At 75.6% G+C, this 21,802-nt stretch carries 21 protein-coding genes and 1 riboswitch; of the genes, 10 read left to right on the forward strand and 11 right to left on the reverse strand.

The features are described from left to right. Positions 1-143: 143 nt before the first annotated feature. Entirely contained in the window at positions 144-1,154 is a 1,011-nt protein-coding gene (locus AB0Q99_RS26170) for a LysR family transcriptional regulator (RefSeq protein WP_363575721.1), read from the reverse strand. A 140-nt stretch (positions 1,155-1,294) separates the two neighbouring features. Here AB0Q99_RS26170 and AB0Q99_RS26175 point away from each other — a divergent pair, with 140 nt between their 5' ends. Further along, positions 1,295-2,455 (forward strand): iron-containing alcohol dehydrogenase, encoded by a 1,161-nt coding sequence (locus AB0Q99_RS26175; RefSeq protein WP_363575723.1) that lies wholly within the window; start codon positions 1,295-1,297, stop codon positions 2,453-2,455. Between the two features lie 383 nt (positions 2,456-2,838). Here AB0Q99_RS26175 and AB0Q99_RS26180 read toward each other — a convergent pair whose 3' ends face one another. Then, positions 2,839-3,234 (reverse strand): SsgA family sporulation/cell division regulator, encoded by a 396-nt coding sequence (locus AB0Q99_RS26180; protein ID WP_363575725.1) that lies wholly within the window; start codon positions 3,232-3,234, stop codon positions 2,839-2,841. 307 nt (positions 3,235-3,541) lie between these two features. Here AB0Q99_RS26180 and AB0Q99_RS26185 point away from each other — a divergent pair, with 307 nt between their 5' ends. From AB0Q99_RS26185 to AB0Q99_RS26200, 4 genes are all read left to right on the forward strand, one after another. Continuing rightward, positions 3,542-4,303, forward strand: coding sequence for a response regulator transcription factor (locus AB0Q99_RS26185; RefSeq protein ID WP_363575726.1), 762 nt, complete (start codon positions 3,542-3,544; stop codon positions 4,301-4,303). An 8-nt stretch (positions 4,304-4,311) separates the two neighbouring features. Continuing rightward, positions 4,312-5,859 carry a HAMP domain-containing sensor histidine kinase gene (locus tag AB0Q99_RS26190; RefSeq protein WP_363575728.1) on the forward strand — a complete coding sequence of 516 codons (1,548 nt, stop codon included), beginning with the start codon at positions 4,312-4,314 and terminating at the stop codon, positions 5,857-5,859. Between the two features lie 162 nt (positions 5,860-6,021). After that, on the forward strand, positions 6,022-6,468 hold the full coding sequence (locus AB0Q99_RS26195) for a hypothetical protein (RefSeq protein ID WP_363575729.1): 447 nt from the start codon (positions 6,022-6,024) through the stop codon (positions 6,466-6,468). After that, positions 6,465-6,662 carry a hypothetical protein gene (locus AB0Q99_RS26200; RefSeq protein WP_363575730.1) on the forward strand — a complete coding sequence of 66 codons (198 nt, stop codon included), beginning with the start codon at positions 6,465-6,467 and terminating at the stop codon, positions 6,660-6,662. The genes AB0Q99_RS26195 and AB0Q99_RS26200 overlap by 4 nt, the downstream gene beginning before the upstream one ends. A 97-nt stretch (positions 6,663-6,759) precedes the next feature. Here the strand turns inward: AB0Q99_RS26200 and AB0Q99_RS26205 are convergent, their stop codons facing one another. Both AB0Q99_RS26205 and AB0Q99_RS26210 read right to left on the reverse strand, forming a co-directional pair. After that, positions 6,760-7,689: a hypothetical protein gene (locus AB0Q99_RS26205; protein ID WP_363575732.1), complete on the reverse strand. Its 930-nt coding sequence runs from the start codon at positions 7,687-7,689 to the stop codon at positions 6,760-6,762. 180 nt (positions 7,690-7,869) lie between these two features. Further along, positions 7,870-8,853 carry a hypothetical protein gene (locus AB0Q99_RS26210; protein ID WP_363575733.1) on the reverse strand — a complete coding sequence of 328 codons (984 nt, stop codon included), beginning with the start codon at positions 8,851-8,853 and terminating at the stop codon, positions 7,870-7,872. Between the two features lie 254 nt (positions 8,854-9,107). Here AB0Q99_RS26210 and AB0Q99_RS26215 point away from each other — a divergent pair, with 254 nt between their 5' ends. Next, positions 9,108-9,827, forward strand: coding sequence for a hypothetical protein (locus AB0Q99_RS26215; RefSeq protein WP_363575737.1), 720 nt, complete (start codon positions 9,108-9,110; stop codon positions 9,825-9,827). 38 nt (positions 9,828-9,865) lie between these two features. On the opposite strand, the gene AB0Q99_RS26220 is transcribed toward AB0Q99_RS26215, so the two are convergent. The 3 genes from AB0Q99_RS26220 to AB0Q99_RS26230 all read right to left on the reverse strand — a co-directional run bounded on the left by AB0Q99_RS26220 (position 9,866) and on the right by AB0Q99_RS26230 (position 12,590). Then, the gene (locus AB0Q99_RS26220) at positions 9,866-10,786 is read right to left on the reverse strand and encodes an NAD-dependent protein deacetylase (RefSeq protein WP_363575739.1); all 921 of its coding nucleotides are present in this window, start codon (positions 10,784-10,786) and stop codon (positions 9,866-9,868) included. Between the two features lie 43 nt (positions 10,787-10,829). After that, on the reverse strand, positions 10,830-11,459 hold the full coding sequence (locus AB0Q99_RS26225) for an AAA family ATPase (protein WP_363575741.1): 630 nt from the start codon (positions 11,457-11,459) through the stop codon (positions 10,830-10,832). Between the two features lie 327 nt (positions 11,460-11,786). Next, a complete protein-coding gene (locus tag AB0Q99_RS26230; protein WP_363575743.1) occupies positions 11,787-12,590 on the reverse strand; it encodes a methyltransferase domain-containing protein in 804 nt (267 codons plus the stop codon). A gap of 202 nt (positions 12,591-12,792) precedes the next feature. Between AB0Q99_RS26230 and AB0Q99_RS26235 the strand changes: the two genes are divergently transcribed. Then, complete coding sequence (locus AB0Q99_RS26235; protein ID WP_363575745.1) at positions 12,793-13,545, forward strand: Tat pathway signal sequence domain protein; 753 nt, start codon at positions 12,793-12,795, stop codon at positions 13,543-13,545. Positions 13,546-13,698: 153 nt separating this feature from the next. On the opposite strand, the gene metE is transcribed toward AB0Q99_RS26235, so the two are convergent. Further along, positions 13,699-16,014: a 5-methyltetrahydropteroyltriglutamate--homocysteine S-methyltransferase gene (metE, locus tag AB0Q99_RS26240; RefSeq protein ID WP_363575747.1), complete on the reverse strand. Its 2,316-nt coding sequence runs from the start codon at positions 16,012-16,014 to the stop codon at positions 13,699-13,701. Between the two features lie 167 nt (positions 16,015-16,181). Further along, a riboswitch (cobalamin riboswitch) is annotated at positions 16,182-16,404 on the reverse strand. 189 nt (positions 16,405-16,593) lie between these two features. Then, positions 16,594-17,457 carry a TauD/TfdA family dioxygenase gene (locus AB0Q99_RS26245; RefSeq protein ID WP_363575749.1) on the reverse strand — a complete coding sequence of 288 codons (864 nt, stop codon included), beginning with the start codon at positions 17,455-17,457 and terminating at the stop codon, positions 16,594-16,596. 310 nt (positions 17,458-17,767) lie between these two features. On the opposite strand from AB0Q99_RS26245, the gene AB0Q99_RS26250 reads away from it, so the two are divergent. The 3 genes from AB0Q99_RS26250 (at position 17,768) to AB0Q99_RS26260 (ending at position 19,515) form a co-directional block, all read left to right on the forward strand. Then, positions 17,768-18,448: a TetR family transcriptional regulator gene (locus tag AB0Q99_RS26250; protein ID WP_363575750.1), complete on the forward strand. Its 681-nt coding sequence runs from the start codon at positions 17,768-17,770 to the stop codon at positions 18,446-18,448. 123 nt (positions 18,449-18,571) lie between these two features. After that, positions 18,572-18,766, forward strand: a complete 195-nt coding sequence (locus tag AB0Q99_RS26255; RefSeq protein ID WP_363575752.1) for a DUF1918 domain-containing protein — start codon at positions 18,572-18,574, stop codon at positions 18,764-18,766. A gap of 50 nt (positions 18,767-18,816) precedes the next feature. Continuing rightward, entirely contained in the window at positions 18,817-19,515 is a 699-nt protein-coding gene (locus AB0Q99_RS26260; RefSeq protein WP_363575753.1) for a DedA family protein, read from the forward strand. On the opposite strand, the gene AB0Q99_RS26265 is transcribed toward AB0Q99_RS26260, so the two are convergent. Together AB0Q99_RS26265 and AB0Q99_RS26270 are read right to left on the reverse strand one after the other, a co-directional pair. Next, a complete protein-coding gene (locus AB0Q99_RS26265; protein ID WP_363575754.1) occupies positions 19,512-20,252 on the reverse strand; it encodes a PIG-L deacetylase family protein in 741 nt (246 codons plus the stop codon). The genes AB0Q99_RS26260 and AB0Q99_RS26265 overlap by 4 nt on opposite strands. Before the next feature lie 257 nt (positions 20,253-20,509). After that, positions 20,510-21,802 (reverse strand): MFS transporter, encoded by a 1,293-nt coding sequence (locus AB0Q99_RS26270; RefSeq protein ID WP_363575756.1) that lies wholly within the window; start codon positions 21,800-21,802, stop codon positions 20,510-20,512.

Here is a 21,802-nt window from a genome sequence, read left to right on the forward strand (position 1 = left end):
GGCACGGGCACGGGCACGGGCTCCACGGTGCCGGAACCCGCGGTTCCGGTGCTCACGGTGCCGGTCTCCCCCGCTCGTGGGGAGGCCGGCACCGGCGGTTCCGCGGCCCGCCCGGCGGACGGCCGCGGAACCCGGCGGCCCGGCTACTCCGGGAGCAGTTCGGCGGCGCGGTCGGCGACCTCGTGGTGCAGGGCGTCGCGCACGGCCCGCACGGCGGGGTGGGTGACCGCCTCCCGCCGCACGGCCAGCGTGATCGGCAGCCGGATGTCGACCTCGTCGGCCAGCAGCCGCCGCAGCCCGGACCGGACGGTGAGGAAGGCCGGCAGCACGCCGATGCCGGCCCCCAGCCGGGCGGCTTCGAGCTGGGCGAAGACGTTCGTGGAGGAGAACGCCGGGGTGATGCCCGGCAGATGGCGTTCGATGTCCAGGTCGCCGACCTGGAGCATCGACTCGATGTAGAAGATCAGCGCGTGCTCCCGCAGGTCGGCGACCGTCGCGGGGGAGCCGCACCGCGCGAGGTACTCGTCGCTCGCGTACAGCCCCAGCGCGTAGTCGGTGAGGTGCTCGGTCACCAGCCGGCTCCGCGGCGGCCGGCCGATCGCCAGGGCGAGGTCGAAGCCCGCCGGGCGTACGGTCAACTGCCGAGTAGCGGTGATGAGTTCGATCTGCAGGCCGGGGTGGCAGCGGCGCAGCCGGGCCAGTGCGGGGGTGACGACGCGGGTGCCGAAGCCGTCCGGGGCGCTCACCCGGACGGTGCCGTGCAGCGACGGCGCGTCCTGGCCGGACACCGCGTCGACCACGTGGACCAGGGCGTCCTCGATCGCGCGCGCACTCTGCGAGACGGCCCTTCCGGCCTCCGTCAGGGCCCAGCCCTCCGCGCCGCGTTCCATCAGCCGCACGCCGAGGCTGCGCTCCAGCGCGGTGATGCGGCGGGACACGGTGGTGTGGTCCACGCCGAGCGCGTCGGCCGCGGCGACCAGGCGCCCGGTGCGGGCGACCGCGAGCAGGTAGCGGAGGTCGTCCGCGCGGAGCCGGCGCGGATCGAGCCTGCTGCCGCCCTCCGCCCGCGCCGCCGACGGCGACGGCGACGGCGACGGCGGCGGCGGCGGCGGCGGGCCCGGATCCCCGCCCACCGGGCGGGAACGCGGGTGCACGGGAGCAGGGTATCTGCATTTCCGCACACCGGGTCTGCACGATTGGCGATTGAACGCACAACTCTCCGGCGTCACAGTCGAACCCCGAACCGCCCCGGCCGGAGCCCCGACCGCCGCTCCCCACCGTCGAGAGGTCCTCCATGGTTGCCAGCCTTGCCCTGCCCCGGATCCTGCGCGTCGGGTCCGGCGCCGCCGAGGAGTTGGGCGACGTCCTCGCGGGGCTGGGGCTGAGCCGCCCCCTCCTCGTCACGGACGCGTTCCTGGTCGGGACCGGTGCCGCGGAGCGCCTGACGGCGACGCTCCTCAAGGCCGGGCTGCACCCGCGGGTGTTCTCCGACACCGTGCCCGACCCGACCACCGCCTCGCTGACCGCCGGTCTGGAGGCCCTGCGGGAGCACGAGGCGGACTCCGTCGTCGGGTTCGGCGGCGGCAGCCCGATGGACAGCGCCAAGGCCCTCGCCCTGCTCGGCGTGCAGGGCGGCCACATGCGCGACTACAAGGCGCCGCGCGTCAACCGCGGTCCGGCGCTGCCGGTGATCGCGGTGCCCACCACCGCCGGCAGCGGGTCGGAGGCGACCCAGGTCACCGTCATCACCGACAGCGCCACGGACGAGAAGATGCTCTGCCTGGGCCCGGCGTTCCTGCCGCTCGCCGCCGTGGTCGACGTGGAGCTGACCCTGTCGATGCCGCCCCGGCTGACCGCCGACACCGGCATCGACGCGCTCACCCACGCCGTCGAGGCGTACGTGAGCCGCAAGGCCAACCCCTTCTCCGACAGCCTCGCCCTCACCGCGATCGGCAGCATCGGCCGCCACCTGCGCCGCGCCTACGAGGACGGCTCGGACCTCCGGGCCCGCGAGGCCATGATGCTCGCCGCGACCCAGGCCGGGATGGCCTTCTCGAACTCCAGCGTCGCCCTCGTGCACGGCATGAGCCGCCCGATCGGCGCGCACTTCCACGTCGCCCACGGGCTGTCGAACGCGATGCTGTTCCCGGCGGTGACCGCGTTCTCCGTGCACGCGGCGCCCGGCCGTTACGCCGACTGCGCCCGCGCGCTGGGCGCCGCGACCGCCGCGGACTCCGACGAGGCGGCCGCCGACCGGCTCGTCGAGGCGCTGCGCGACCTGTGCCGCGACCTGGAGGTGCCCACGCCCCGGGTCTACGGCATCGACCCGGACGCCTGGGCCCGGCTGACGCCCCTCATGGCCGAGCAGGCGCTGGCGTCCGGCTCCCCCGCCAACAACCCCGTCGTGCCCACCGCCGGACAGATCCAGGACCTCTACGCCCGGATCTACGGCTGAGCGCCCACACCCGAACGGCGTGCGCCCAATCCTTCCGCGGGACGAAGGCGATCGATCCCTTCGCGAACGTCGGGAAAGGGTGCTCCCGGCCTTGGTGAGGATGACCGCGCCCTCCGCCGGGAGGACCTGTCCGACGATCAGACCCTCCAGGTACTGGGCGGGGTCGTCGTCCAGCGGGAGCTGGCGGCCGAACGGCGCGATGCCGAAGCCGCGCAGCCGCACCTCGGAGACGAGCTTCTGGGCCTGCTGCCACTCCGCCGCGCCTTTGTGACGACCTGTCAATACGACTCGCCGACCTCGCCGACCTCGCCGACCTCGCCGACCTCGCCGACCTCGCCGACCTCGCCGACCTCGCCGAGCTCTGGCGATCCTGCCGGGGCGGGTCAGGAGGTCAGCAGGTCCTCCAGGCCGCCGGCCCAGTCGATCCGGGTGTGTTCCGACCCGGCCGGGACGAGGTCGGTGGTGGCGGTGACGAAGCGGTCGACCTCCGCGGCCGAGGTCGCGAGCAGGGCGACGCCCTCGTTTCCGGCGAGGGCGATGAGCAGCCTGGTGTCGTCGAACGGCGTGACGTGGACGTCGCCCTCGCCCACCGGCCTGTGGATGCCCGCCGTCAGCAGGTCGCGTGAGATCGTCCAGACCGCGTCCGCCTGGAACGTGCTGAAGTCCAGGTCTATCGCGTAGGGGTCGTCGGGCCGGTAGGACCAGGCCACGTCCAGGTCCCGGCTGTGTTCGTCGCCGGTCATCAGCTGCATGGCGATCCGGGCGGTGAGACGTTCCATCGAACGGGGTCCCTTCCTCGGGGGTGCTTCGCTTCCTCGGAGTTCGCCGTCGCGAGTCCGTCACTGCGGGTCCGTCACTGCGGGTCCGCCACGCGGGTCCGCCGCTCCGAGTGTGCCGTCCCGGTGGGTGGGCCGGTGGACCCGTCCGCATTTCGTCTCCACGATCCACACCCCATCCCGACTCCTCCGCCCGCCGGACCCGCCGCCGCCTCCGTGGTCACGGCCTCGGCCGCCGCCTCGGCACCCCCGCGGTGACCGGCCGCCGACGGTGTGAGAGAGTCGGCGGCCCGAACGCGAGGAGACGCCGATGTACGGGAACGGACCCGGGAGCACGGACGGCCCGGCCGGCGGCGGCCGGGTCCTGGTGGTGGACGACGACGCGGCGATCCGGCGCACCCTGGAGCGCGGCCTGCGCCTCAGCGGGTTCACCGTCGCGCTGGCCGAGGACGGCGAGACGGCGCTCGCCCGGCTGCTGCCCGCCGCACCGGACACCCCGGAGGCCCGGACGCCGGCCGCGACGGACGTCCTGGTGCTCGACGTCTCGATGCCCGGCCTCAGCGGCGCCGAGGTCTGCCGGACCCTGCGCGCCAGGGGCGACGACCTCCCGGTCCTGATGCTCTCGGCGCTGGACGAGCCCGCCGACCGGGTGGCCGGTCTGCAGGCCGGGGCGGACGACTACCTGGTGAAGCCGTTCGCCCTGGAGGAGTTGGTGCTACGGCTGCGCGCCCTGCTGCGCCGCCGCCCGCCGCAGCCCACCGACCGGGTGCTGGCCGGCCCGCTGGCGATCGACCCGGCCACCCGGCAGGCCCACCTCGACGGCCGCGAACTGCGGCTCACCCGGCGGGAGTTCGAGCTGCTCACGCAACTCGCCAGGAACGCCGGCCTCGTGCTCTCCCGCGAGCTGCTGCTCGAACGCGTCTGGGGCTACGACTTCGACGTGCGCAGCGACGCCGTGGACACCTTCGTCAGCTACCTGCGGCGCAAGCTGGAGGCCGACGGCCGGCCCCGGCTGATCCACACCGTCCGGGGCGTCGGCTTCGTGCTGCGGCTGCCCGGCGGGAACGGGTAGCGGCCGCCGTGAAGCTCTCCACCCGGATCGCCCTGTGGGCCGCCGTCGTCGTGCCGCTGCTGGTGGTGCTGGCCGGGCTGCTCCTGCTGCCGCTGGTCGGCCGCGACCTGCGGCACCAGCAGGACGCCCGGCTCGCGGACCGGGCGGCCGCCGTCCTGCCGAGCGTGCGCGCGCTGGTGACCGCCGACACCCGGGGCCGGCCGAAGGTCGAGCAGAACCAGCAGCGCAAGGTGCTGGACGCCGCCCTCGACTCGGGCGTGCGGGTCACCGCCCAGGACGGCACCGTGCTGCTGGCGGTCGGCCCGCAGCCCGCCGACGACCCGGCCTTCCCCACCGCGCCGGGCGGGCCGACCACCGTCCGCGACCAGGGCGCGACCTGGCGGGTGCTGACCGTCCACGTCTCCGGCAGCGGGGCCAACGGCGGCAGCGGCACGCTCTGGGTCAGCGAGCCGGGCGGCCTGGCCGGGACCCAGACCGCGGCGGTGCGCCGCCGGGTCCTGCTCGTCGCGGCGGTCGCCGCACCGCTCGCCGCCCTGATCGGCTTCGCCCTCGCCGAACGCGCCACGGCACCGCTGCGCCGGCTCAGCCGCCGCGCGTCGGAACTCGACCCGGCCGCCGCCCACGGCACGGGCGGCTCGGGCACCGGGGGCGCGGACACCGGGAGCGAACCGGGTACCGGCGTTCCGACCGGCAGCCCGACCGGCGCGTCCTTCACCGCCGAGCGCAGCGGCACCGCCGAGGTGGACGAACTCGCCGCCGCCCTCGCCCTGTTGCTCTCCCGCTACGACGAGCAGGCACTGCGCACCGCCCAGGCACTGGAGACCGCGCGCTCGTTCTCCGCCGCCGCCTCGCACGAGCTGCGGACGCCACTGATGAGCCTGCGCACCAACCTGGACGTGCTGGCCGCCCACCAGGACCTCCCGCCCGCTGAACGGGCCGAGATCGTGGCCGAGTTGCGCGACGACCACACCCGGCTGCTGGACCTGCTCACCGCCCTCGGCACGCTCGCGCGCGGCGACCTCGTCGAGGTCGACTCCTTCGGCCCGGTCGACCTCGCCGACCTCACCGACGCAGCCGCCGCCGACGCCCGGCGCCGGCACCCCGCAGCCGAGTTCACCGTCGAACTCCCGCCGGAACTCCGGCTGTTCGGCTGGGAGCCGGGGCTGCGGATCATGCTGGTCAACCTACTGGTCAACGCCGCCGTGCACGGACGCGGCGGGCCGCAGCGGAGCGAACCGGCCCGGGTGACGGTCCGGCTGGCCCCGGCGGGCACGGTCGCCCTGCTCACCGTCGACGACGCGGGGCCCGGCATCCCGCAGGGCGAGCGCGAGGCGGTCTTCCACCGCTTCCACCGCCGCCGCGACAGCCCGGGCTCAGGACTCGGGCTCACCCTGGTCGCCCAACAGGCCGCGCTGCACCGGGGCACCGCCCGGATCACCGAGCCGCCCGGCGGGACCGGCTGCCGGGTGGAGGTCCGCCTGCCGCTGCCGGACACCGACGCGCCGACCCTCCGGCTCCCGGCCCGGCGGGACTGGATCACGGGCGAGGAGCGCTGAGGGCCGACGGGCACGCGCGGCCGACGGACGTGCGCAGTCGGCGGGCGTCCGTTCCACAGGGAATCCACAAGAAGCCGTCCTACGCTCCCGGCAACCGGGCCGGACCGGGCCCGCACCCACCGGCCCGGTGCCCGAGACCGTCCACGGCAGAAAGGGACGCCCATGTCCGCCAACCGCACGTCCGTCAGCCGCAGGGCCGCAGCCCTCGGCGCCCTCGCCCTCGCCGGCTCGCTGCTCGCCGCCGCCCCCGCCCAGGCCGACGGGGCGGGCGGCTCGCCGTCCGCCGCCCCCTCCGCCGCCCCGGCGGCCGGCTCCACGCCCACGGGTGACGGCGCGAAGGCCATCTGCAAGCGGCTGCCGAAGACCCAGCAGCACGTCACCAAGGCGCTCACCCGGCTGAACGGCGACGCCACGGTGAGCGGCTCGGTCGCCCGCCTGCAGCAGCGCGCCGACAACGCGAAGGCCGCCGGCCACACCGAGATCGAGAAGCTCCTCAACGACCGGCTCACCGCCCGCAAGAGCCTGGTCACCACGCTGCAGACCCGCCAGACCGACCTCGGCTCCGTCGCCACCTGGTGCGCCGCCCACGACCAGGGCGCGTCCAAGTGAGCCGCCGCCCGGCCGCCGTCCTCGCGGCTCTCGCCCTCGCCGGGGCCGCCCTGCTCACCGCCTGCGGCCCGGCCGGACACCCGGCCTCCGGCGCCGCCGACAGCAGCCAGGTCCAGGACATGCAGCACAAGCTCGACGCCGCCGACAGCGCGGCCTCCCAGGCCGACAGCGACGCGGCAGCCGACGACAACTGACGAGCGCCACCCGCCCGCCGATCCGACAGCCCGGACGAGGGGGCCGGGCTGTCCCCCACCCCCACCCCCTACCACCCGTCGGGACGGCCCCGACCGCTCAGGCCGCACCGGCCGGCTGTTCGGCGTCGCCGAAGCGGGCCAGGGTCAGGGCGCCGGCCACGGCGGCCGCGAAGCCCAGGACGGCGACCGGCGTCAGGTCGTGCCGGGTGCGGTCGCCGAGGACGAGCACCCCGACCACGGCCGGGCCGAGCGTCTCCCCCAGCACCATCGCGGCCGTCGCGGAGGTCACCGACCCGTGCTGCATCGCCCAGGTCAGCGCGGCGAACCCGCCGATCCCCGCCACCGCGACCGCGTACGCCGAAGGCTCGGTCAGCAACTGCGGCAGCCTCGGCTCCGGCAGCACCCGCACCGCGACCCCGACCACCCCGAACTGCAGGCCCGCCACCAGCCCCAGCAGCGGGGCCCGGCGGGTCCCGCCGTACCGCACCACCGCCCAGCCCGCGCCGAGCAGGGCCGCCGTGATCAGCAGCACCCCCAGCCGCAGCACGTCACCGCCCGTCCCGTGGCCGTTCCGCCCGGCGGTGAGCGCCAGCAGCAACAGTCCCGTGCACACCGCCGCCACCCCGGCCCACTCGCTGCGCCGCAGCCGCACCCGCAGGACGCGGGCCGCCCCGACGGCCGTCACGGCGAGCGCGGAGGCCAGCGCCGCCTCGACCACGTAGAGCGGCAACCGCTCCAGGGCGACGAGTTCGGCGGCGAACCCGCACATGTCCATCCCCACGCCCACCAGGAACGGCCACTGCCGCAACGCCCCGGCCAGCGCGGCGGCTTCACCCGCGTCCGGGGCCGTCGCCGGAACCGGCGCGGGATCTGTCGCCGAACCCGGCGCGGGATCTGTCGCAGAGCCGGTCGCAGGGCCCCGCGCCGGACCCGTTCCGGCGGCACGCCGGGCTCCGAGCGCCTGCAGCACGGTGGCCGACCCGGTGAGCAGCGCGGCCAGGAGGGCGGACAGCAGGCCGATAACCATGGCCCGACCGTACGGCCCCGGCCCCGGCCCGGTCACCTGGCACGCCGCCGGCCCGCCCACGGACGACCGGGCCCGGAGGCCTCGGGGTCCCCCTGACCACCCGGCCCGCCAAGCCGCCCGACCGCCCGGCCACCGCTCCGAAGCGCGGCGCCGGGTCGGCCGCGGGACGGCACGGGCCGGTCAGCGCTCCAGGTGCGCGCGCAGCAGGTTGGGGTCGGTGCGGGTGAAGTAGGCCGCGCTGGCGACGTGGACCGCCCCGCCGCGCACGGCCACCGAGGTCGGGTTGGACAGGCCGTCGCCCGCCGCGAGGACGGTGTGGTGACTGCCGTCCGCCGCCACGTACACCGCCTCGCTCGCCGGGTTCAGGGCCGCGATCAGGGCGTCGCCGCGCCCGGTGAAGGCGAAGTCGTCGATGCCCGCGAGCCCGCTCGCCCGGACCTCGGCCGGCCCGGCCGCACCGCCGTCGCCGATGGGGATGCGCAGCAGCGCGCCGGTGTCGGTGTTGCTCACCCAGACGGCGCCTCGGTGCAGCTTGAGGCCGTTGGCGCCGATCGCGGTCACCGGCTTGAGCAGGGCGTCGTCGGACCAGGTCGTGGCGGTACCGCCGTCCACCGGGATCGCGAAGACCACGCCGAGGACCGAGTCGGCGGTGTAGAGGCGGCCCTCGTGCTCGTCGAGGGCGAGGCCGTTGGGGAAGCCGGTCGCGGGCAGCGCGGCGATCCGCGCGGGGGTGCCGCCGGGGCAGAGCCGCCAGATGCCCTGCAGGTCGTCGGTGCCGGTGGCGTAGCCGACGTAGAGGGTGCCGTCGTGGGCGCGGGCGATGCCGGTGACGAGCGCGGCACCGATGACCGGGGTGGCCGGGTTCGCGGGGGCGGGCAGGGTGGCGAGGACGGTCAGATGGCCGTCGGTGTCGACCCGGCCGATCTGCCGGGCGAAGGACAGGGTGAGGTCGGCGGAGCCGTCCGGTTCGAGGGCGATGTTCTCGGGCTGCTGCCCCTGGGCGAGATCGAAGTGGGCGACGATCCGGGGGTCGGACAGCGGCGGCGCGACGGCGACGGCCGGGGTCGCGGCCAGCAGGGCGAGGGCGGTGCAGACCGCGGCGGCGAGGCCGGTGGCCCTGCCGGTGCGGGGCGATCGGCGGGCTGGCGCGAGCAGGCGGGGCACGGTCTCTCCTTGATCGACGGGGTGGCGACGGTCGCCTGCCCGCCAGCAGAACACTCCTGACCGTGCGTCACCCACGATCGGCTGCCGCGCCCGCGGCGACGTCCCCCGGTCGGCCGCCCCGCCCGGGCGGCGGGGCGCGTCCCACGGCGGTGCACCGAACACATGTCGTGACGTGCCCCTGTCTAGTTCGCTCGCGTCCCGGTGTGATGGGATGTGCGCTCACGGGGAGATGACCGCTGGTGGGGGTGGTGTGTGTGAGGCGCAACGGACGACCGTCGGGACTTGACGGGGACGCGGCGCACCTGGTCGCTGTCGGACTGGTCCGGCTGGGCGCGCAGGAGTGGTCGGGCGCGGCGGGCGGGGCCCCGGCCTGGCTGGGCGGCCTACGGGCGGCCTCCTTCGCGGACGCCTGGCTGGCGTTCGGCGATCCGGCCGAAGGCGGACTGCGGGTGCCGGCGACGGCGGCGCTGCGGGCGGTGGCCGGACGAGCGGCGAAGCTGGTCGTCGAGTCCTGCGCGGGGGACGGGCCGACGGCCCTGGAGTGGCTGGGGCAGCGGTCGGCGGAGGCTCGCGAACAGGCGCGGCGCGACGGCGTGCCGCACCCGGCGGAGCCCTGCGCGCTGACCCTGGTGTGGCACGGCGTCCAGGCACTGGCCGCCGGGGAGGAGCCGGCCGGGGACGAACCGGACGACTCGGACGACACCTGCGAGCAGGACGAGCCGACCGAGCTGTCCCACGGCCGGCGCATCGATGAACGGGTCGAGGCGTACGTACGGGAGCGGCACCGCCGCCAGGACACCCTGGCACTCGTACTGGGCTGCACCCGGATCGCGGCGGCCGCGCTGGTCGAGCTGTGCGACGGCGATCCGGTGCGGGTGTGCGGGTGGCTGGAGGAGGACGCGGCCCGCGCCATGCCGCGCGTCGGGCCGGTACCGCTGTGGGTGCCGGGACGGCCCTGGCAGCCGGCGGGCTGACCCGGGCGGCCCGCACCGCCGGCTGGGCGCCGACCGTGTCAGGCGGCGCCCAGCCGGCGGGCGGCCTCGGTCATGGCCGGGCCCAGGGGGAGGTCGAGGCGGAGCGCGGCGAGGTCGTCGCCTCGGGTGGCGCCCTGGTTGACGATGGCGACGGGCAGCTGTGCGCGGGCGGCGCGACGCACGAAGCGCAGCCCCGACAGGACCGTGAGCGAGGAGCCGAGGACCACCAGCGAGCGTGCGGTGTCGACCAGGTCGTAGCAGTGGTCGACCCGGGTGGCGGGCACGTTCTCGCCGAAGAAGACCACGTCCGGCTTGAGCACCCCGCCGCAGTCCGCGCAGGGCGCGACCCGGAAGCCCGCCACCAGGTCCGGCGGCAGCTGCGCGTCGCCGTCCGGGCGCAGCACGGCGTCGGGGCGACGGAAGCCCCGGTTCAACGCGTCGAGGCGCTGGTCGAGTTCGGCCCGTGAGCTGGTGCGCCGGCAGTCGAGGCAGACCACCCGGGCGAGTCCGCCGTGCAGTTCCACGGCCTCGCGGGTGCCGGCGGCGTGGTGGAGCCCGTCGACGTTCTGGGTGATGACCGCCGTGACGTGCCCCGAGCGGCACAGCCGCTCCACCGCGCGGTGGCCGGCGTTCGGCCGGGCGCGGGCGAAGGCGGGCCAGCCGGTGTGGCTGCGGGCCCAGTAGCGGCGTCGGGCGGCCTCGCTCACGGTGAACTCCTGGTAGGTCATCGGGGTGCCGCTGCGGCGGCGGCCGGTGGCGCCCCGGTAGTCGGGGATGCCGGACTCGGTGGACAGGCCGGCCCCGCTGAGCACCACCGCACCGCGCCGGCCCAGCAGCCGGACGAGGCCCGCGACGTCCGCGAGGCCTCCGACGTCCGCGAGTCCGTCCCGGCCCGACGACCCGGCCGGGCGCTCCGAGGCCTCGGGGACGTCCGAGGCAGTGGGTTCCGACGCGTCCATACCGCCGAGGGTAACCCCGTCGCCGGGGGACGCCGCCGGGCGGCTACCCGCCCTCCACGGCGAAGGCGGCGATCCGCGCCAGGGCGGGCCGCCAGCCGTCCGTGGTGTCCACGACCAGGCAGGGGAGGTCGAGCGCGATCGGCTCCCACGACTCGATCGGCCGCTCCCCCACCGCGATCCGGCGCAGGAGCTCGGCGTCCGCGTGGACGGCCCGCGAGGGCAGGTCGGCGGCCCTGCGCGCGATGCGCCGGCGGGCGAGTTCGGGGTCCACGACGCAGCGCACCACGCGGATGTCGGCCAGGTCCGCGAGCGGCTGCAGGCCGGGCCGCCACAGGCGGTCCTGGAAAGCCGCCTCCGCCACCAGGTTCCTCCCCGCCGCAAGGTGCCCGCCGATGGAGCGGAAGAACGCGTCCAGTGTCCTCGGGTCCAGGGTGCCGCCGGGTTCCGGGGCACCGACAGGTCCACGGGCAGGGGCGTCGGCGGCCATCCGCTCCTTGATCTCGTCCCGGCAGACCGCCGGCCACCCGAGCGCTCCGGCCAGGGCGTGCGCCAGCGTGGTCTCGCCCGCCCCGGGCGGGCCGCTGACGGCGACCAGCACCGGGCGCCGGTCCGCACCGTACGGGTCCGCACCAGGTGGAACCGCGCCGCCGGAGGTCCTGCCGTACGAGGTCACGTCACGGGATTCTGCGCCGACCGGCCGCCGCCCGCCACCTCCCCTGTCGGTGGCGGACGGCGGCATCGGTGGTCGGTCCAGTTGACCCGCTCCCAGCTGTGCGCACCCGACGTCGAGGTGTACGAGGAAGGGCCACCGGTGTACAAAACCGTGTCGGTCTTGTACAGCCGACCGCGAAGGCCCCCGTGCGCCCCTTCGACTCCTCCGCCCCGCGCCCTCGGCCCCAGCCGGGACCGCTGACGGCGGCGGGGTCGGCCGCGCCCCGCTCGCCCCCCCCTCCCGCACTGCCCGGTCCCGCGCGGCACCGACCCGCCCCCGGCCGGAGCGCTACGGCCGCCGACCCCAGGCGGAGATCATCGGGGCGGTGGCCAGGTCGAGCCTGCCGGAGGCGACGTTGGCGAGGTGGCGGTCGATCTCCTCGTCCGTGGCCAGGCCCTCCGTCACCAGCCGTGCGCGGATCTGGCGGACCGTCGCGTCCTCCAGGACCGCGCAGGCCGGTGAGGTGATCGGGAAGTAGGCGTCGGCCTGCACGTCGACCAGGCCCGCCTCGCGCAGCACCCGGGGCAGCGTCCGCCCGTACGCGAGGTCCGCGCCGCGTGCCGCCATCAGGGTGCGGAAGCCGGACCGCAGCCGGTTGGCGAGGCGCTCGTCGGGGCCGGACTCGTCCGGGCAGAGCAGCGGCTGGAGCGCGGGGTCGGCGTCCTCCAGGAGCAGCCAGCCGCCGGGGCGCAGCGCCCGGACCATCCGGCGCAGGGCTTCGGCGCGGTCGGCGACGTGCACCAGGACCAGCCGGGCGTGCACGAGGTCGAAGGCGCCGGGCGGCGGCGGGTCGGCGGCGACGTCGTGGGTCAGGACCTCGATGGTGCCGCCGGCGACGGGGGCGGTCCAGGAGACGTCGATGTCGGTCGCGACCACCGCACCGGTCGGGCCGACGCGGTCGGCGAGCCCGAGCGGGACGGAGGGGCCGCCGGCACCGACCTCCCAGCAGCGCATGCCGGGGCCGAGGCCGATCGTGTCGACGTGCCGGAAGGTGACGGGGTCGAAGAGCTCGGCGAGGGCGCCGAAGCGGATGCCCGCCTGCGACTGCCGGTTGTCCAGCAGGTATCCGTGGTCGCTGTCGTGCTCAGCCATACCGGGATTCTCGCAGGCGGACGGGCGGGGGAACCGGTCCGCCTCCTTGTTGACGAAACGTCAGCAAGTTCCGCCCAGCGCCTTGACGGCGCACGGTCACGGCCCTAGAACGTGTAGTGAGCCCCCGGCCCCGTGCCCCCCACCAGCCCGGGCGCCGCGAAAGGCCGTCTTCTCGCCCCTCACCGAGGAAGAGGCTCTTCTCATGCGCTTCAGCCGCCGCCTTGCCGCCCCCATCACCCCCGCCCACCGCACCAGCCCCACCGTTCCGGCCGCCGTCGCGGCCCTCGCCGCCGCCACCGCGCTCGCCGTGGTCGCCGCGCCCGCGTCCGCCGTGCCCGCACCCGTCGCCGCCGTGCCCGCGCCCGCCACCGCCCCGGTGCTCACCGCCGGCAGTGCGGGCGGCGCCGCCGTCGCACCGGGCGACGCGCTCGCCGCCCCGCTGGCCGGGGGCACCGTCGCCACCTTCTACTCGACCGCCACCAGCACCACCGGCGTCACCTGCGCCGTCTCGCAGCTCGCCGCGAAGGTGCTGACCAACCCGGCGGCCCCGGGCTCGGCCACCGGGTCGCTGACCGGGCTGACCTTCGGCTCGTGCACCAGCAACGTCACCGGCGTCACCTCGGTGCGCAGCCTGACCGTCGGCAACCTCCCGTACGGCGTGACCGTCTCCGACGGACCGGGGCTCCCGGTCACCCTCAACGGCGGGTCGGCCGGGGCGATCCAGGCCACCGCCGTGCTCAACAGCTGGTTCGGCACCATCACGTGCACCTACCAGCTCAGCGGCGCCTTCTCCGGCAACGCCGACAACACCGCGCACAGCCTGGCCTTCCGCAACGAGCACTTCGCCAAGAGCGGCGGCTCCGGGCTCTGCCCCGGCGACGGGTACTTCTCCGCGACGTACGGCCCGGTCGCCGACACCACCCAGCCGGGCGGCCCGGCGGTGTACGTCAACTGACCGCCCGCCGACGGAAACACCGGCCGACGCCGGGTCCCCACCGGAGAGACCGGCCGGGCCCGGCCGGAGCGACCCACGTCGCCCCGGCCGGCCCCGACGCCGCACGGCATCCCCGGAATCCCCGGAGGCGCGCCGCCGCGCCCCCGGTCGCGGTCAGCCCGTCAGTTCCTCCCGCAGCCGGCGGGCGGCGGCGACCAGGCTGTCCAGCGAGGCCCGGGTCTCCGGCCAGCCACGGGTCTTCAGGCCGCAGTCGGGGTTGACCCACAGCCGCTCGGCCGGGATCACCGCGAGGCCGGCCCGCAGCAGGGAGACCGCCTCCTCGGTGCTCGGCACCCGCGGGGAGTGGATGTCCCAGACGCCGGGGCCGACCTCGCGCGGGTACCCGGCCCGGGCGAGTTCACCGGCCACCTCCATGTGCGAGCGGGTCGCCTCCAGCGAGATGACGTCCGCGTCGAGGTCGTCGATCGCCGCCATGATCGCGCCGAACTCGGCGTAGCACATGTGGGTGTGGATCTGGGTGTCGGCGCGGACGCCCGAGGTGGCGAGCCGGAACGACCCGGTGGCCCAGTCCAGGTACGCCGGGCGGTCGGCGGCCCGCAGCGGCAGGGTCTCGCGCAGGGCCGGCTCGTCGACCTGGACGACGGCCGCCCCGGCCGCCTCCAGGTCGGTGACCTCGTCGCGCAGGGCGAGGGCGACCTGACGGGCGGTGTCGGCGAGCGGCTGGTCGTCGCGGACGAAGGACCAGGCGAGCATGGTGACCGGGCCGGTGAGCATGCCCTTGACCGGGCGGCCGGTCAGGCCCTGGGCGTAGCGGAACCAGTCGACGGTCATCGGGTGCGGGCGGGAGATGTCCCCGGCGAGGACCGGCGGGCGCACGTACCGGGTGCCGTAGGACTGCACCCAGCCGTGCCGGGTGGCCAGGTAGCCGGTGAGCTGCTCGGCGAAGTACTGGACCATGTCGTTGCGTTCGGGCTCGCCGTGCACCAGGACGTCCAGTCCGGCCTTCTCCTGGTAGGCGACGACCTCGCGGACCTCGGCCTCCATCCGCTCGCGGTACGTGTCCGCACTGATCCGACCCGCCGTCAGATCCGCTCGGGCCAGGCGAAGTTCGCTGGTCTGCGGGAAGGAGCCGATGGTGGTGGTCGGCAGCAGCGGCAGGCCGAGCCGGGCGCGCTGGGCCTCGGTCCGGACGGCGTAGGGCTGGGCCCGGCGGGCGTCCGCCCCGGTGACGGCGGTGACCCGGGCCCGGACCGCCGGGTCGCGGGTGATCGGCGAGTTGGCCCGGGAGGCCAGGTCGGCGCGGTTGGCGGCGAGTGCGGCGGTGATCGCGCCGGTGCCCTCGCGCAGGCCCCGGGCCAGCAGCGCCGCCTCGGCGGCCTTCTGCTTGGCGAAGGCCAGCCAGCGGGCGATCTGCGGGTCCAACTCCCGTTCGTCGGCGGCGTCCAGGGGGACGTGCAGCAGCGAGCAGGACGGCGCGACGTCGATCCGGTCGGCGAGGCCGAGCAGGGTCGCCAGAGTGGCCAACGACCGCTCCAGGTCGTTGATCCAGATGTTGCGTCCGTCGATCACGCCGGCCACCAGGCGCTTGCCGGGCAGTCCGCCGACGGCGGCGAGGCCGTCCAGGTTGGCGGCGGCCGGCCCGGTGAAGTCCAGCGCCAGGCCCTCGACCGGGGCCTTGGCGAGCACCGGCAGGGCGTCGCCGAGGCGGTCGAAGTAGCTCGCGACCAGCAGCTGCGGCCGGTCGGCGAGGCCCCCGAGGTCGCGGTAGGCGCGGGCGGCGGCGTTGAGCTCGGCCGGGGTGCGGTCCTGCGCCAGCGCGGGCTCGTCCAGCTGCACCCACTCGGCGCCGGCGGCCCGCAGGTCCGCCAGCAGCCGCGCGTAGACGGGCAGCAGCCGGTCCAGCAGGGTGATCGGCTGGAAGTCGGCGGCGACGCCGGGGGCCGGCTTGGCCAGCAGCAGGTAGGTGACCGGGCCGACCAGCACCGGCCGGGCCCGGTGGCCGAGCGCGAGCGCCTCGCCCAGCTCCGCGACGGCCTTGGCGGAGTTCGCGGCGAACACCGTGTCGGGGCCCAACTCGGGCACCAGGTAGTGGTAGTTGGTGTCGAACCACTTGGTCATCTCCAGTGGCGCGACGTCCTGGGTGCCGCGCGCCATGGCGAAGTACCCGGCGAGCGCGTCGGCCTCGACGGCCTTCCGGTGCCGGGGCGGGATCGCGCCGACCGCGACCGTGGTGTCCAGCACGTGGTCGTAGAGCGAGAAGTCACCGGTCGGGACCTCCTGGATCCCGGCTTCGGCGAGCTGCCGCCAGTTCTTCCGGCGCAGCTCGGCGGCGGTGGCGAGCAGGGCCCCGGCGCCGACCGCGCCCTTCCAGTACCCCTCGATGGCCTTCTTGAGCTCCCGGCCCCGGCCCTGACGGGGGTAGCCGTACGCGGTGGCCCGGGTCGCCGCAGCTGCGGACTTCACTGTCAAGGGACTCTCCTTCGCGAGTCTTCACTCCATGGGCCCCGGGGGCCGGACGAGAGCGCGAAGGGGTGACGAGCCGGACGGGTCGGGCCGCGTCGAACGCGCGGATGCCAGAACCGCCTGGTGTGTACGCCGACCCGCCCACGAGGTCACCGGGGTGTCCGCGCACGATCGGTCGCGCGCGGGCAACGGGCAGGTCTTCGGACTCGCGGGCACACCCGCCCTGTGAAGGGCGGACACCTACTGGCCGTCGCTTCCCAGGCCCTCCCGGGCCCAGTGCGTATGACGGCGGTCGTTCCCGCTCACCGCTGCGGGGCAGTCCCGGATTCCCACCGGGTTCCCTCTTACGACGCGCCTGCCTGGCGGACAGGGCGAACCAGCTGCGCGGCCAGCTTACGGGCGCGGCGGCTTCGCGGACAGCGGGATCCCGGAACCCGTCCGAGGAGTGAGACGCCGGGCGGCCCGGGCCGGGGCGTACCGGACGTCCGCCCCCTGGACGCCGACCGCCCCGAACCCCAAGGGGCGGTCAGGCCACCCCGCCCGCGGCGCTCTCGACCCGTCCCTACGACACGGCGCGCAGCACGATCAACGCGCCCACGCCTCGCCCTCGTTGACCCAGATCCGGAGCATCCGCCGGGCGTGCGGACCGGGTTCGTCGACGAACGGCGAACGCCCGTGCAGGACCCGGCTGTTGCGGATGATCAGCAGATCCCCGGCGGCCATCGACAGCCCGAAGGAGATCTCCGGCCGGTACAGCACCTCGTCCAGCACGCCCAGCGCCTCCCATTGACGGTCCGTCAGCTCGGGGCCGCCCCGGTCCGGGGAGGAGCGGACGGTGCGGGTCTGGTAGTAGCAGCCGACCGTCCCCTCCGCCCGGTCGTAGAGGATCGGGGTGACCACCACCTGCGGGCCCGCCCGGCCGGTCCGGTCGAACGTCCAGTCCTCGCAGAGCGTGGCCAGCGCGTCCGGCCGCTCCCGCTCGATCAGGTCGCGGACGTGCCGCGCGCTCGCCAGCTTGGTCAACCCGCCGCCGTCGAAGGCCGGCCGGAGGCAGAGCAGGACGAGCAGGTCGCAGGTGTCGCAGTGGAAGCCGAGTTCGGCGCCGCCGTCGCCGTCCTGGTCGTGCAGGACCGAGGCGAGGTCGCCGCGCCCGTTCTGCGGGACGATCCGGCCGTAGTCCCGCAGCAGGAAGGAGAGCGCCTCGACGATCTCCTCCTCCGGGTGCGCCGGGTCCACCAGGCCGCCCACGTGGGTGATGCCGACGGAGGCGACGGCGTCCCGGGCGAAGTCCCGCAGCCGCTCGCGCACCGGCCCGGCCGCGCCCCAGCGCCCGGCCCGGGCGTCGGCCCACAGCAGCCGCCGCTCCACCTCCCCCAGCGGAAGCGACCAGAGCCCCCGCCGGGCGTCCAACTCCAGGCTGCTCCAGCCGATTTCCTTCGCCTTCTCCATGGTTCTCCTCCCTACCGGCTTCCGGCCTCCGACCTCCGGCAGCCAGCCGGGCCGGACGGGCGGGACCGGACAGGACCAGGCGGCCGCGACCGCCACGAAGAGGAACGCACCGATCACGCAAGGTAGTCCGCCCCAGGAGTATGAACCGGCCATCGCGTCCACGACAAGACCGGTGTCAACTCGTGACCGCCTTCCCGCCACCCTGCCGTTCAGCTCCGGCCGGCCGTCGATTCCTTCCCCACGGGGCACGGCGGTCCGCTCCCGCCCCGGTGATTCGCCGCCGGAACAGCGGATGCGGCAGAGTGACCCCATGAGCTCGGACACCCGGAGTCACGTGGCAGTCGGCCGGACGGCCCCGTCGGCCCGGCGGCGCCCGGTCCAGCAGCGCAGCCAGGAACGGTACGGCCGCATCCTCGACGCCTGCGCCGGGCTGCTGGACGAGGTCGGGGCGACCGCGCTCACCACCAAGGAGGTCGCCCACCGGGCGCAAGTCCCGATCGGCACCCTCTACCAGTTCTTCGCCGGCAAGGAGGACCTGCTGGCCGCACTGGCCGGCCGCAACCTCGACCGGTACCTCCGGCGCCTCGACGCCCGGCTGACCGCCGCCGCGCCGGTCGGCCCGGCCGCCTTCACCGACCTCGCGGTGGACGAGTTCGTGGCCATGAAGCGCGCCGTCCCCGGTTTCGGCCAGGTCGACTTCGGCCTGGCCGGCCCGGTCGTCCCCACCGGGGTCCGGGACGGCCTGCACCTGCTGGACGCGGGCGTGGACAACAACACCGCCGTCGCGCTGCGCCTGCAGGCGCTCGGCGGCGAGGTGTTCCGGACCGGCGACCCGGCGACCACCACGCTGACCCTGCGGGTCGCCCTGGAGGCCGCCGACGCGGTGCTCAAGCTGGCCTTCCGCGGGGACCCGAACGGCGATCCCGTCCTGATCGCCGAGTGCAAGCGGTTGGTCCGCGGCTACCTCGCGCAACAGCCGCCCGCCCGCTGACCCCCGCCGCGCGGATCCCCCGCGTCCCGTCCGCCCGAGGCGTTGCGAGCCCGCCGCCCCCGCAGCACAGTGGATAGCGGAACGGCCGCGGAGGCGGCCACCACGACCCGAGGGAGCAGACCCATGCACGCAGCGGTAGGCGACCAGCTCCACATCCACAGCAGGTCGGTGGGCATGGTGGACCAGAAGGGCGAGATCATCGAGGTGCGCGGCGCGGACGGCCAGCCGCCGTACGTGGTCCGCTTCGAGGACGGCCACGAGGGTCTCATCTACCCCGGCCCCGACTGCAACATCGAACAACGTCAGTCGGGACGCTGACCGACGCCCCGACCACCCCGCGCGCCGGCCGCGCGAGGTGGTGAGGAGCGGTGTCCGCGCCCACACCCCCGCTGCCCGGGGCACTCGCCGGGCTCGCGCCACTGTTGGACCAGTACGGGTACCTCGCGGTGGCGCTGCTCGTGCTGCTGGACAACTGCGGCATCCCGGTGCCCGGGCAGACCATCCTGGTGCTGGCCTCGGTGTACGCCGGCGCCGGGCACCTGGACTTCGCCGCCGTCCTGCTGATCGCGGTCTGCGCCGCCACGCTCGGCAACAGCCTCGGCTACCTGATCGGCCACACCGGCGGACGCGCCTTCGTCCACCGCTGGGGCCGCTACGTGCTGCTCACCCCGGCCCGGATGGAGCGCGCGGACGGCTTCTTCGCCCGGCACGGCGGCAAGGTCGTCACCGTCGCCCGCTTCGTGGACGGGCTGCGCCAGACCAACGGCATCATCGCCGGGACCACGGAGATGCCCTGGCGCCGGTTCACGCCGTTCAACGTGCTCGGCGCGGTGCTGTGGACGGGCGTCTGGGGCACCTTCGGCTACCTCGCCGGCGCCAACATCGGCGCGGTGTACCGGACGGCGATCCGCTACCAGCTCTGGTTCGCGATCGGCCTCGGGCTGCTGGCGGCGGCCTTCCTGCTCCGCCAGGGCCTGCGGTACCGGCGCCGGCGCCGCGCGGGCGCCGACGCGGAGCCCGAAGCCGGCGCGGGCTCGGGCTCCGACATCGACGAGCCGTCCGACTAGCTCAGCGGGAACACCTCGAACGGCACCGCGAAGCGCGTCCCCAGCCGGCTGCCCGCGTCCCGGCCGAAGCCCTCCAGGAACTCCCGGGCGTCCCCCATCGCCCCGCCGAGCCCGGCCAGGTACGCCTTGTGCTCCTCCAACGAGGCGACGCCCCGGTCGAAGTGGTCGCTGGTGTCCACCGCGTGCTTCGCCTCCGGCGAGGCCACCGCCCAGATCTGCCGCACGCCGCTCCACGGCTCGTGACCCTCCGCCACCAGCTCGCGGAACACCCAGCGGTTGCCCGCGTCCCGGACACCGTCCAGGGTGGCCCGGCCCACCGCGATGTGGTCGGCCTGGTTGAGGAACACCCCGCCGTAGGTCTCGCGGAAGTTGCTGGTCACCACGATGTCCGGGCGGTGCCGGCGGACCGCGCGCGCGATGTCCCGGCGCAGCGGCAGCCCGTACTCCACCACGCCGTCCGGGTAGCCGAGGAACTCGACGGTGTCCACGCCGACCACCCGCGCCGAGGCGATCTGCTCGGCCTCGCGCAGCGGGCCGCACTCGGTGGGGTCCAGCGTGTCGATGCCCGCCTCGCCGCTGGTGACCATCACGTAGACGACCTTCTTGCCCTGCGAGGTCCAGCGGGCGACGGCCGCGGCGCCGCCGTACTCCATGTCGTCGGGGTGGGCGACGATCGCCAGCGCCGTCTGCCAGTCCTCGTCCACGTGCTCGAAGGGCGCGGGTGCCTGCTCGGTCATGCTGCTCTTCCCTCTCGGTGCGGCTCACGGTGGTGGGCGGCCGCCGCGCCAGGATCCGGCGGCCGACTGGAACTTACCCCGCGTCAGGCCGTGTCGAGGGGGCATGACCCGCCTCCGGCCCGCCACCGGCTCGCATCCGACCCGCCGTCCTCCCTCCGCCGGGACGGGCTCGGCCTCGGCCGCCTCGGGAACGGGCTCGCCCGGCACCTCGCGACGGGGGAGGCGCGAGGTGCCGGGTGAGGGCTGGAGGGGGTGGGTCAGCTGGGGTCGGGGGCGAGGCGGGCGTCGGGGGCGGGGGTCTCCCGGGGAGCGGGCCAGGTGATCCGGGTGGCGCAGAGGGAGACCACGGCGGCGGAGGCGGCGACGGCCGCCATGCCCCAGGCCAGGCTGGTGGCGCCGGCGATGAAGCCGATCACGGCGGGGCCGGCGAGCAGGCCGGTGGTGCCCATGGCGGCGACCAGGGAGAGGGCGTCGGCGCCCTGGCGGGCGGCGGCGACGTAGACGCAGGGGGTGACCGCCGCGACGCCGAGGCCGACGCAGGCGAAGCCGAGCAGGGTCGGGACCACGCCGCCGACCAGCAGGGCCAGGGCGAGGCCGAGACCGGCGAGCAGACTGCCGGTGCGGACGATCCGGCCGTCGCCGAAGCGGGTGCGCCAGCCGTCGGCGAAGATCCGGGCGCACACCATCATCACGGAGACGACGGCGATGCCCAGCGGGGCGAGTCCGGCGCCCGCGTTCACGACGTCCTTGAGGTAGAGCGCCGACCAGTCGTTCATGGCGCCCTCGGTGACGGTGCCGAAGACCATCGCGAGGCCCATCCAGAGCGTCGCGACGGTCGGCAGGACGAAGCCGCCGCGCGCCTTCTTCGGTTCCTCGGCGGAGCCCTTCGCTGCGGAGCCCTCCTCGGCGGGGCCGTTCGCCGCAGCGCCGTTCGCCGCAGCGTCTTCCACCGCAGGGCCTTCCGCCGCGGAGTCCTCCTGCGGCCCGTCCGTCAGCAGCCCCGGCCGGGCGACGACGACCACCGCCGCGAGCAGCAGGGCGGCCAGCCCGAAGTGCACGGCCAGGGTGCCGGTGAAGGCGTTGACGCCGGAGGCCAGCAGCGCGGCGAGGAGCGAACCGGCGCTGAAGGTGGCGTGCAGCCGGGACATCGTGGTCCGCTCGAAGCGGGCTTCCAGCGCGGCGCCCTGCGCGTTCATCGCGACGTTCAGGCAGCCGACCGCGACGCCGTCGCAGAACAGCACCAGCAGCGTGACGGGGTAGTTCGGCACCACCGACAGCGCGAGCAGGATCACGCCGAGGGCGAGCGCCGACAGCACCGAGAGCAGCCGGGAGCCGAGCCGCCGCATCAGCACCGCCACCAGCGGGAAGGACACCGCCGCGCCGATTCCGCAGGTCATCAGCAGCAGGCCGATCCGGGCTTCGCCCAGGTCGAGCCTGGCCTTGAGCGCGGGCACCCGGGAGACCCAGGTCGCGTACTGGAATCCGAGGACGAAGAACAGCGTTCCGATGGCCAGTTGGGAGCGGCGGAAGTCGTCGCGAACGGGGGACAT

The sequence above is a fragment of the Kitasatospora sp. NPDC086791 genome, assembly GCF_040685975.1.
In the GTDB taxonomy this organism is placed as follows: domain Bacteria; phylum Actinomycetota; class Actinomycetes; order Streptomycetales; family Streptomycetaceae; genus Kitasatospora.

Coding starts and splice junctions, on each gene's coding strand:
- AB0Q99_RS26185 (WP_363575726.1), top strand. CDS start 3,542: ATGTACGGGAACGGACCCGGGAGCACGGACGGCCCGGCCGGCGGCGGC.
- AB0Q99_RS26250 (WP_363575750.1), top strand. CDS start 17,768: ATGAGCTCGGACACCCGGAGTCACGTGGCAGTCGGCCGGACGGCCCCG.
- AB0Q99_RS26205 (WP_363575732.1), bottom strand. CDS start 7,689: ATGGTTATCGGCCTGCTGTCCGCCCTCCTGGCCGCGCTGCTCACCGGG.
- AB0Q99_RS26255 (WP_363575752.1), top strand. CDS start 18,572: ATGCACGCAGCGGTAGGCGACCAGCTCCACATCCACAGCAGGTCGGTG.
- AB0Q99_RS26245 (WP_363575749.1), bottom strand. CDS start 17,457: ATGGAGAAGGCGAAGGAAATCGGCTGGAGCAGCCTGGAGTTGGACGCC.
- AB0Q99_RS26265 (WP_363575754.1), bottom strand. CDS start 20,252: ATGACCGAGCAGGCACCCGCGCCCTTCGAGCACGTGGACGAGGACTGG.
- AB0Q99_RS26230 (WP_363575743.1), bottom strand. CDS start 12,590: ATGGCTGAGCACGACAGCGACCACGGATACCTGCTGGACAACCGGCAG.
- AB0Q99_RS26270 (WP_363575756.1), bottom strand. CDS start 21,802: ATGTCCCCCGTTCGCGACGACTTCCGCCGCTCCCAACTGGCCATCGGA.
- AB0Q99_RS26180 (WP_363575725.1), bottom strand. CDS start 3,234: ATGGAACGTCTCACCGCCCGGATCGCCATGCAGCTGATGACCGGCGAC.
- AB0Q99_RS26175 (WP_363575723.1), top strand. CDS start 1,295: ATGGTTGCCAGCCTTGCCCTGCCCCGGATCCTGCGCGTCGGGTCCGGC.
- AB0Q99_RS26195 (WP_363575729.1), top strand. CDS start 6,022: ATGTCCGCCAACCGCACGTCCGTCAGCCGCAGGGCCGCAGCCCTCGGC.
- AB0Q99_RS26235 (WP_363575745.1), top strand. CDS start 12,793: ATGCGCTTCAGCCGCCGCCTTGCCGCCCCCATCACCCCCGCCCACCGC.
- AB0Q99_RS26220 (WP_363575739.1), bottom strand. CDS start 10,786: ATGGACGCGTCGGAACCCACTGCCTCGGACGTCCCCGAGGCCTCGGAG.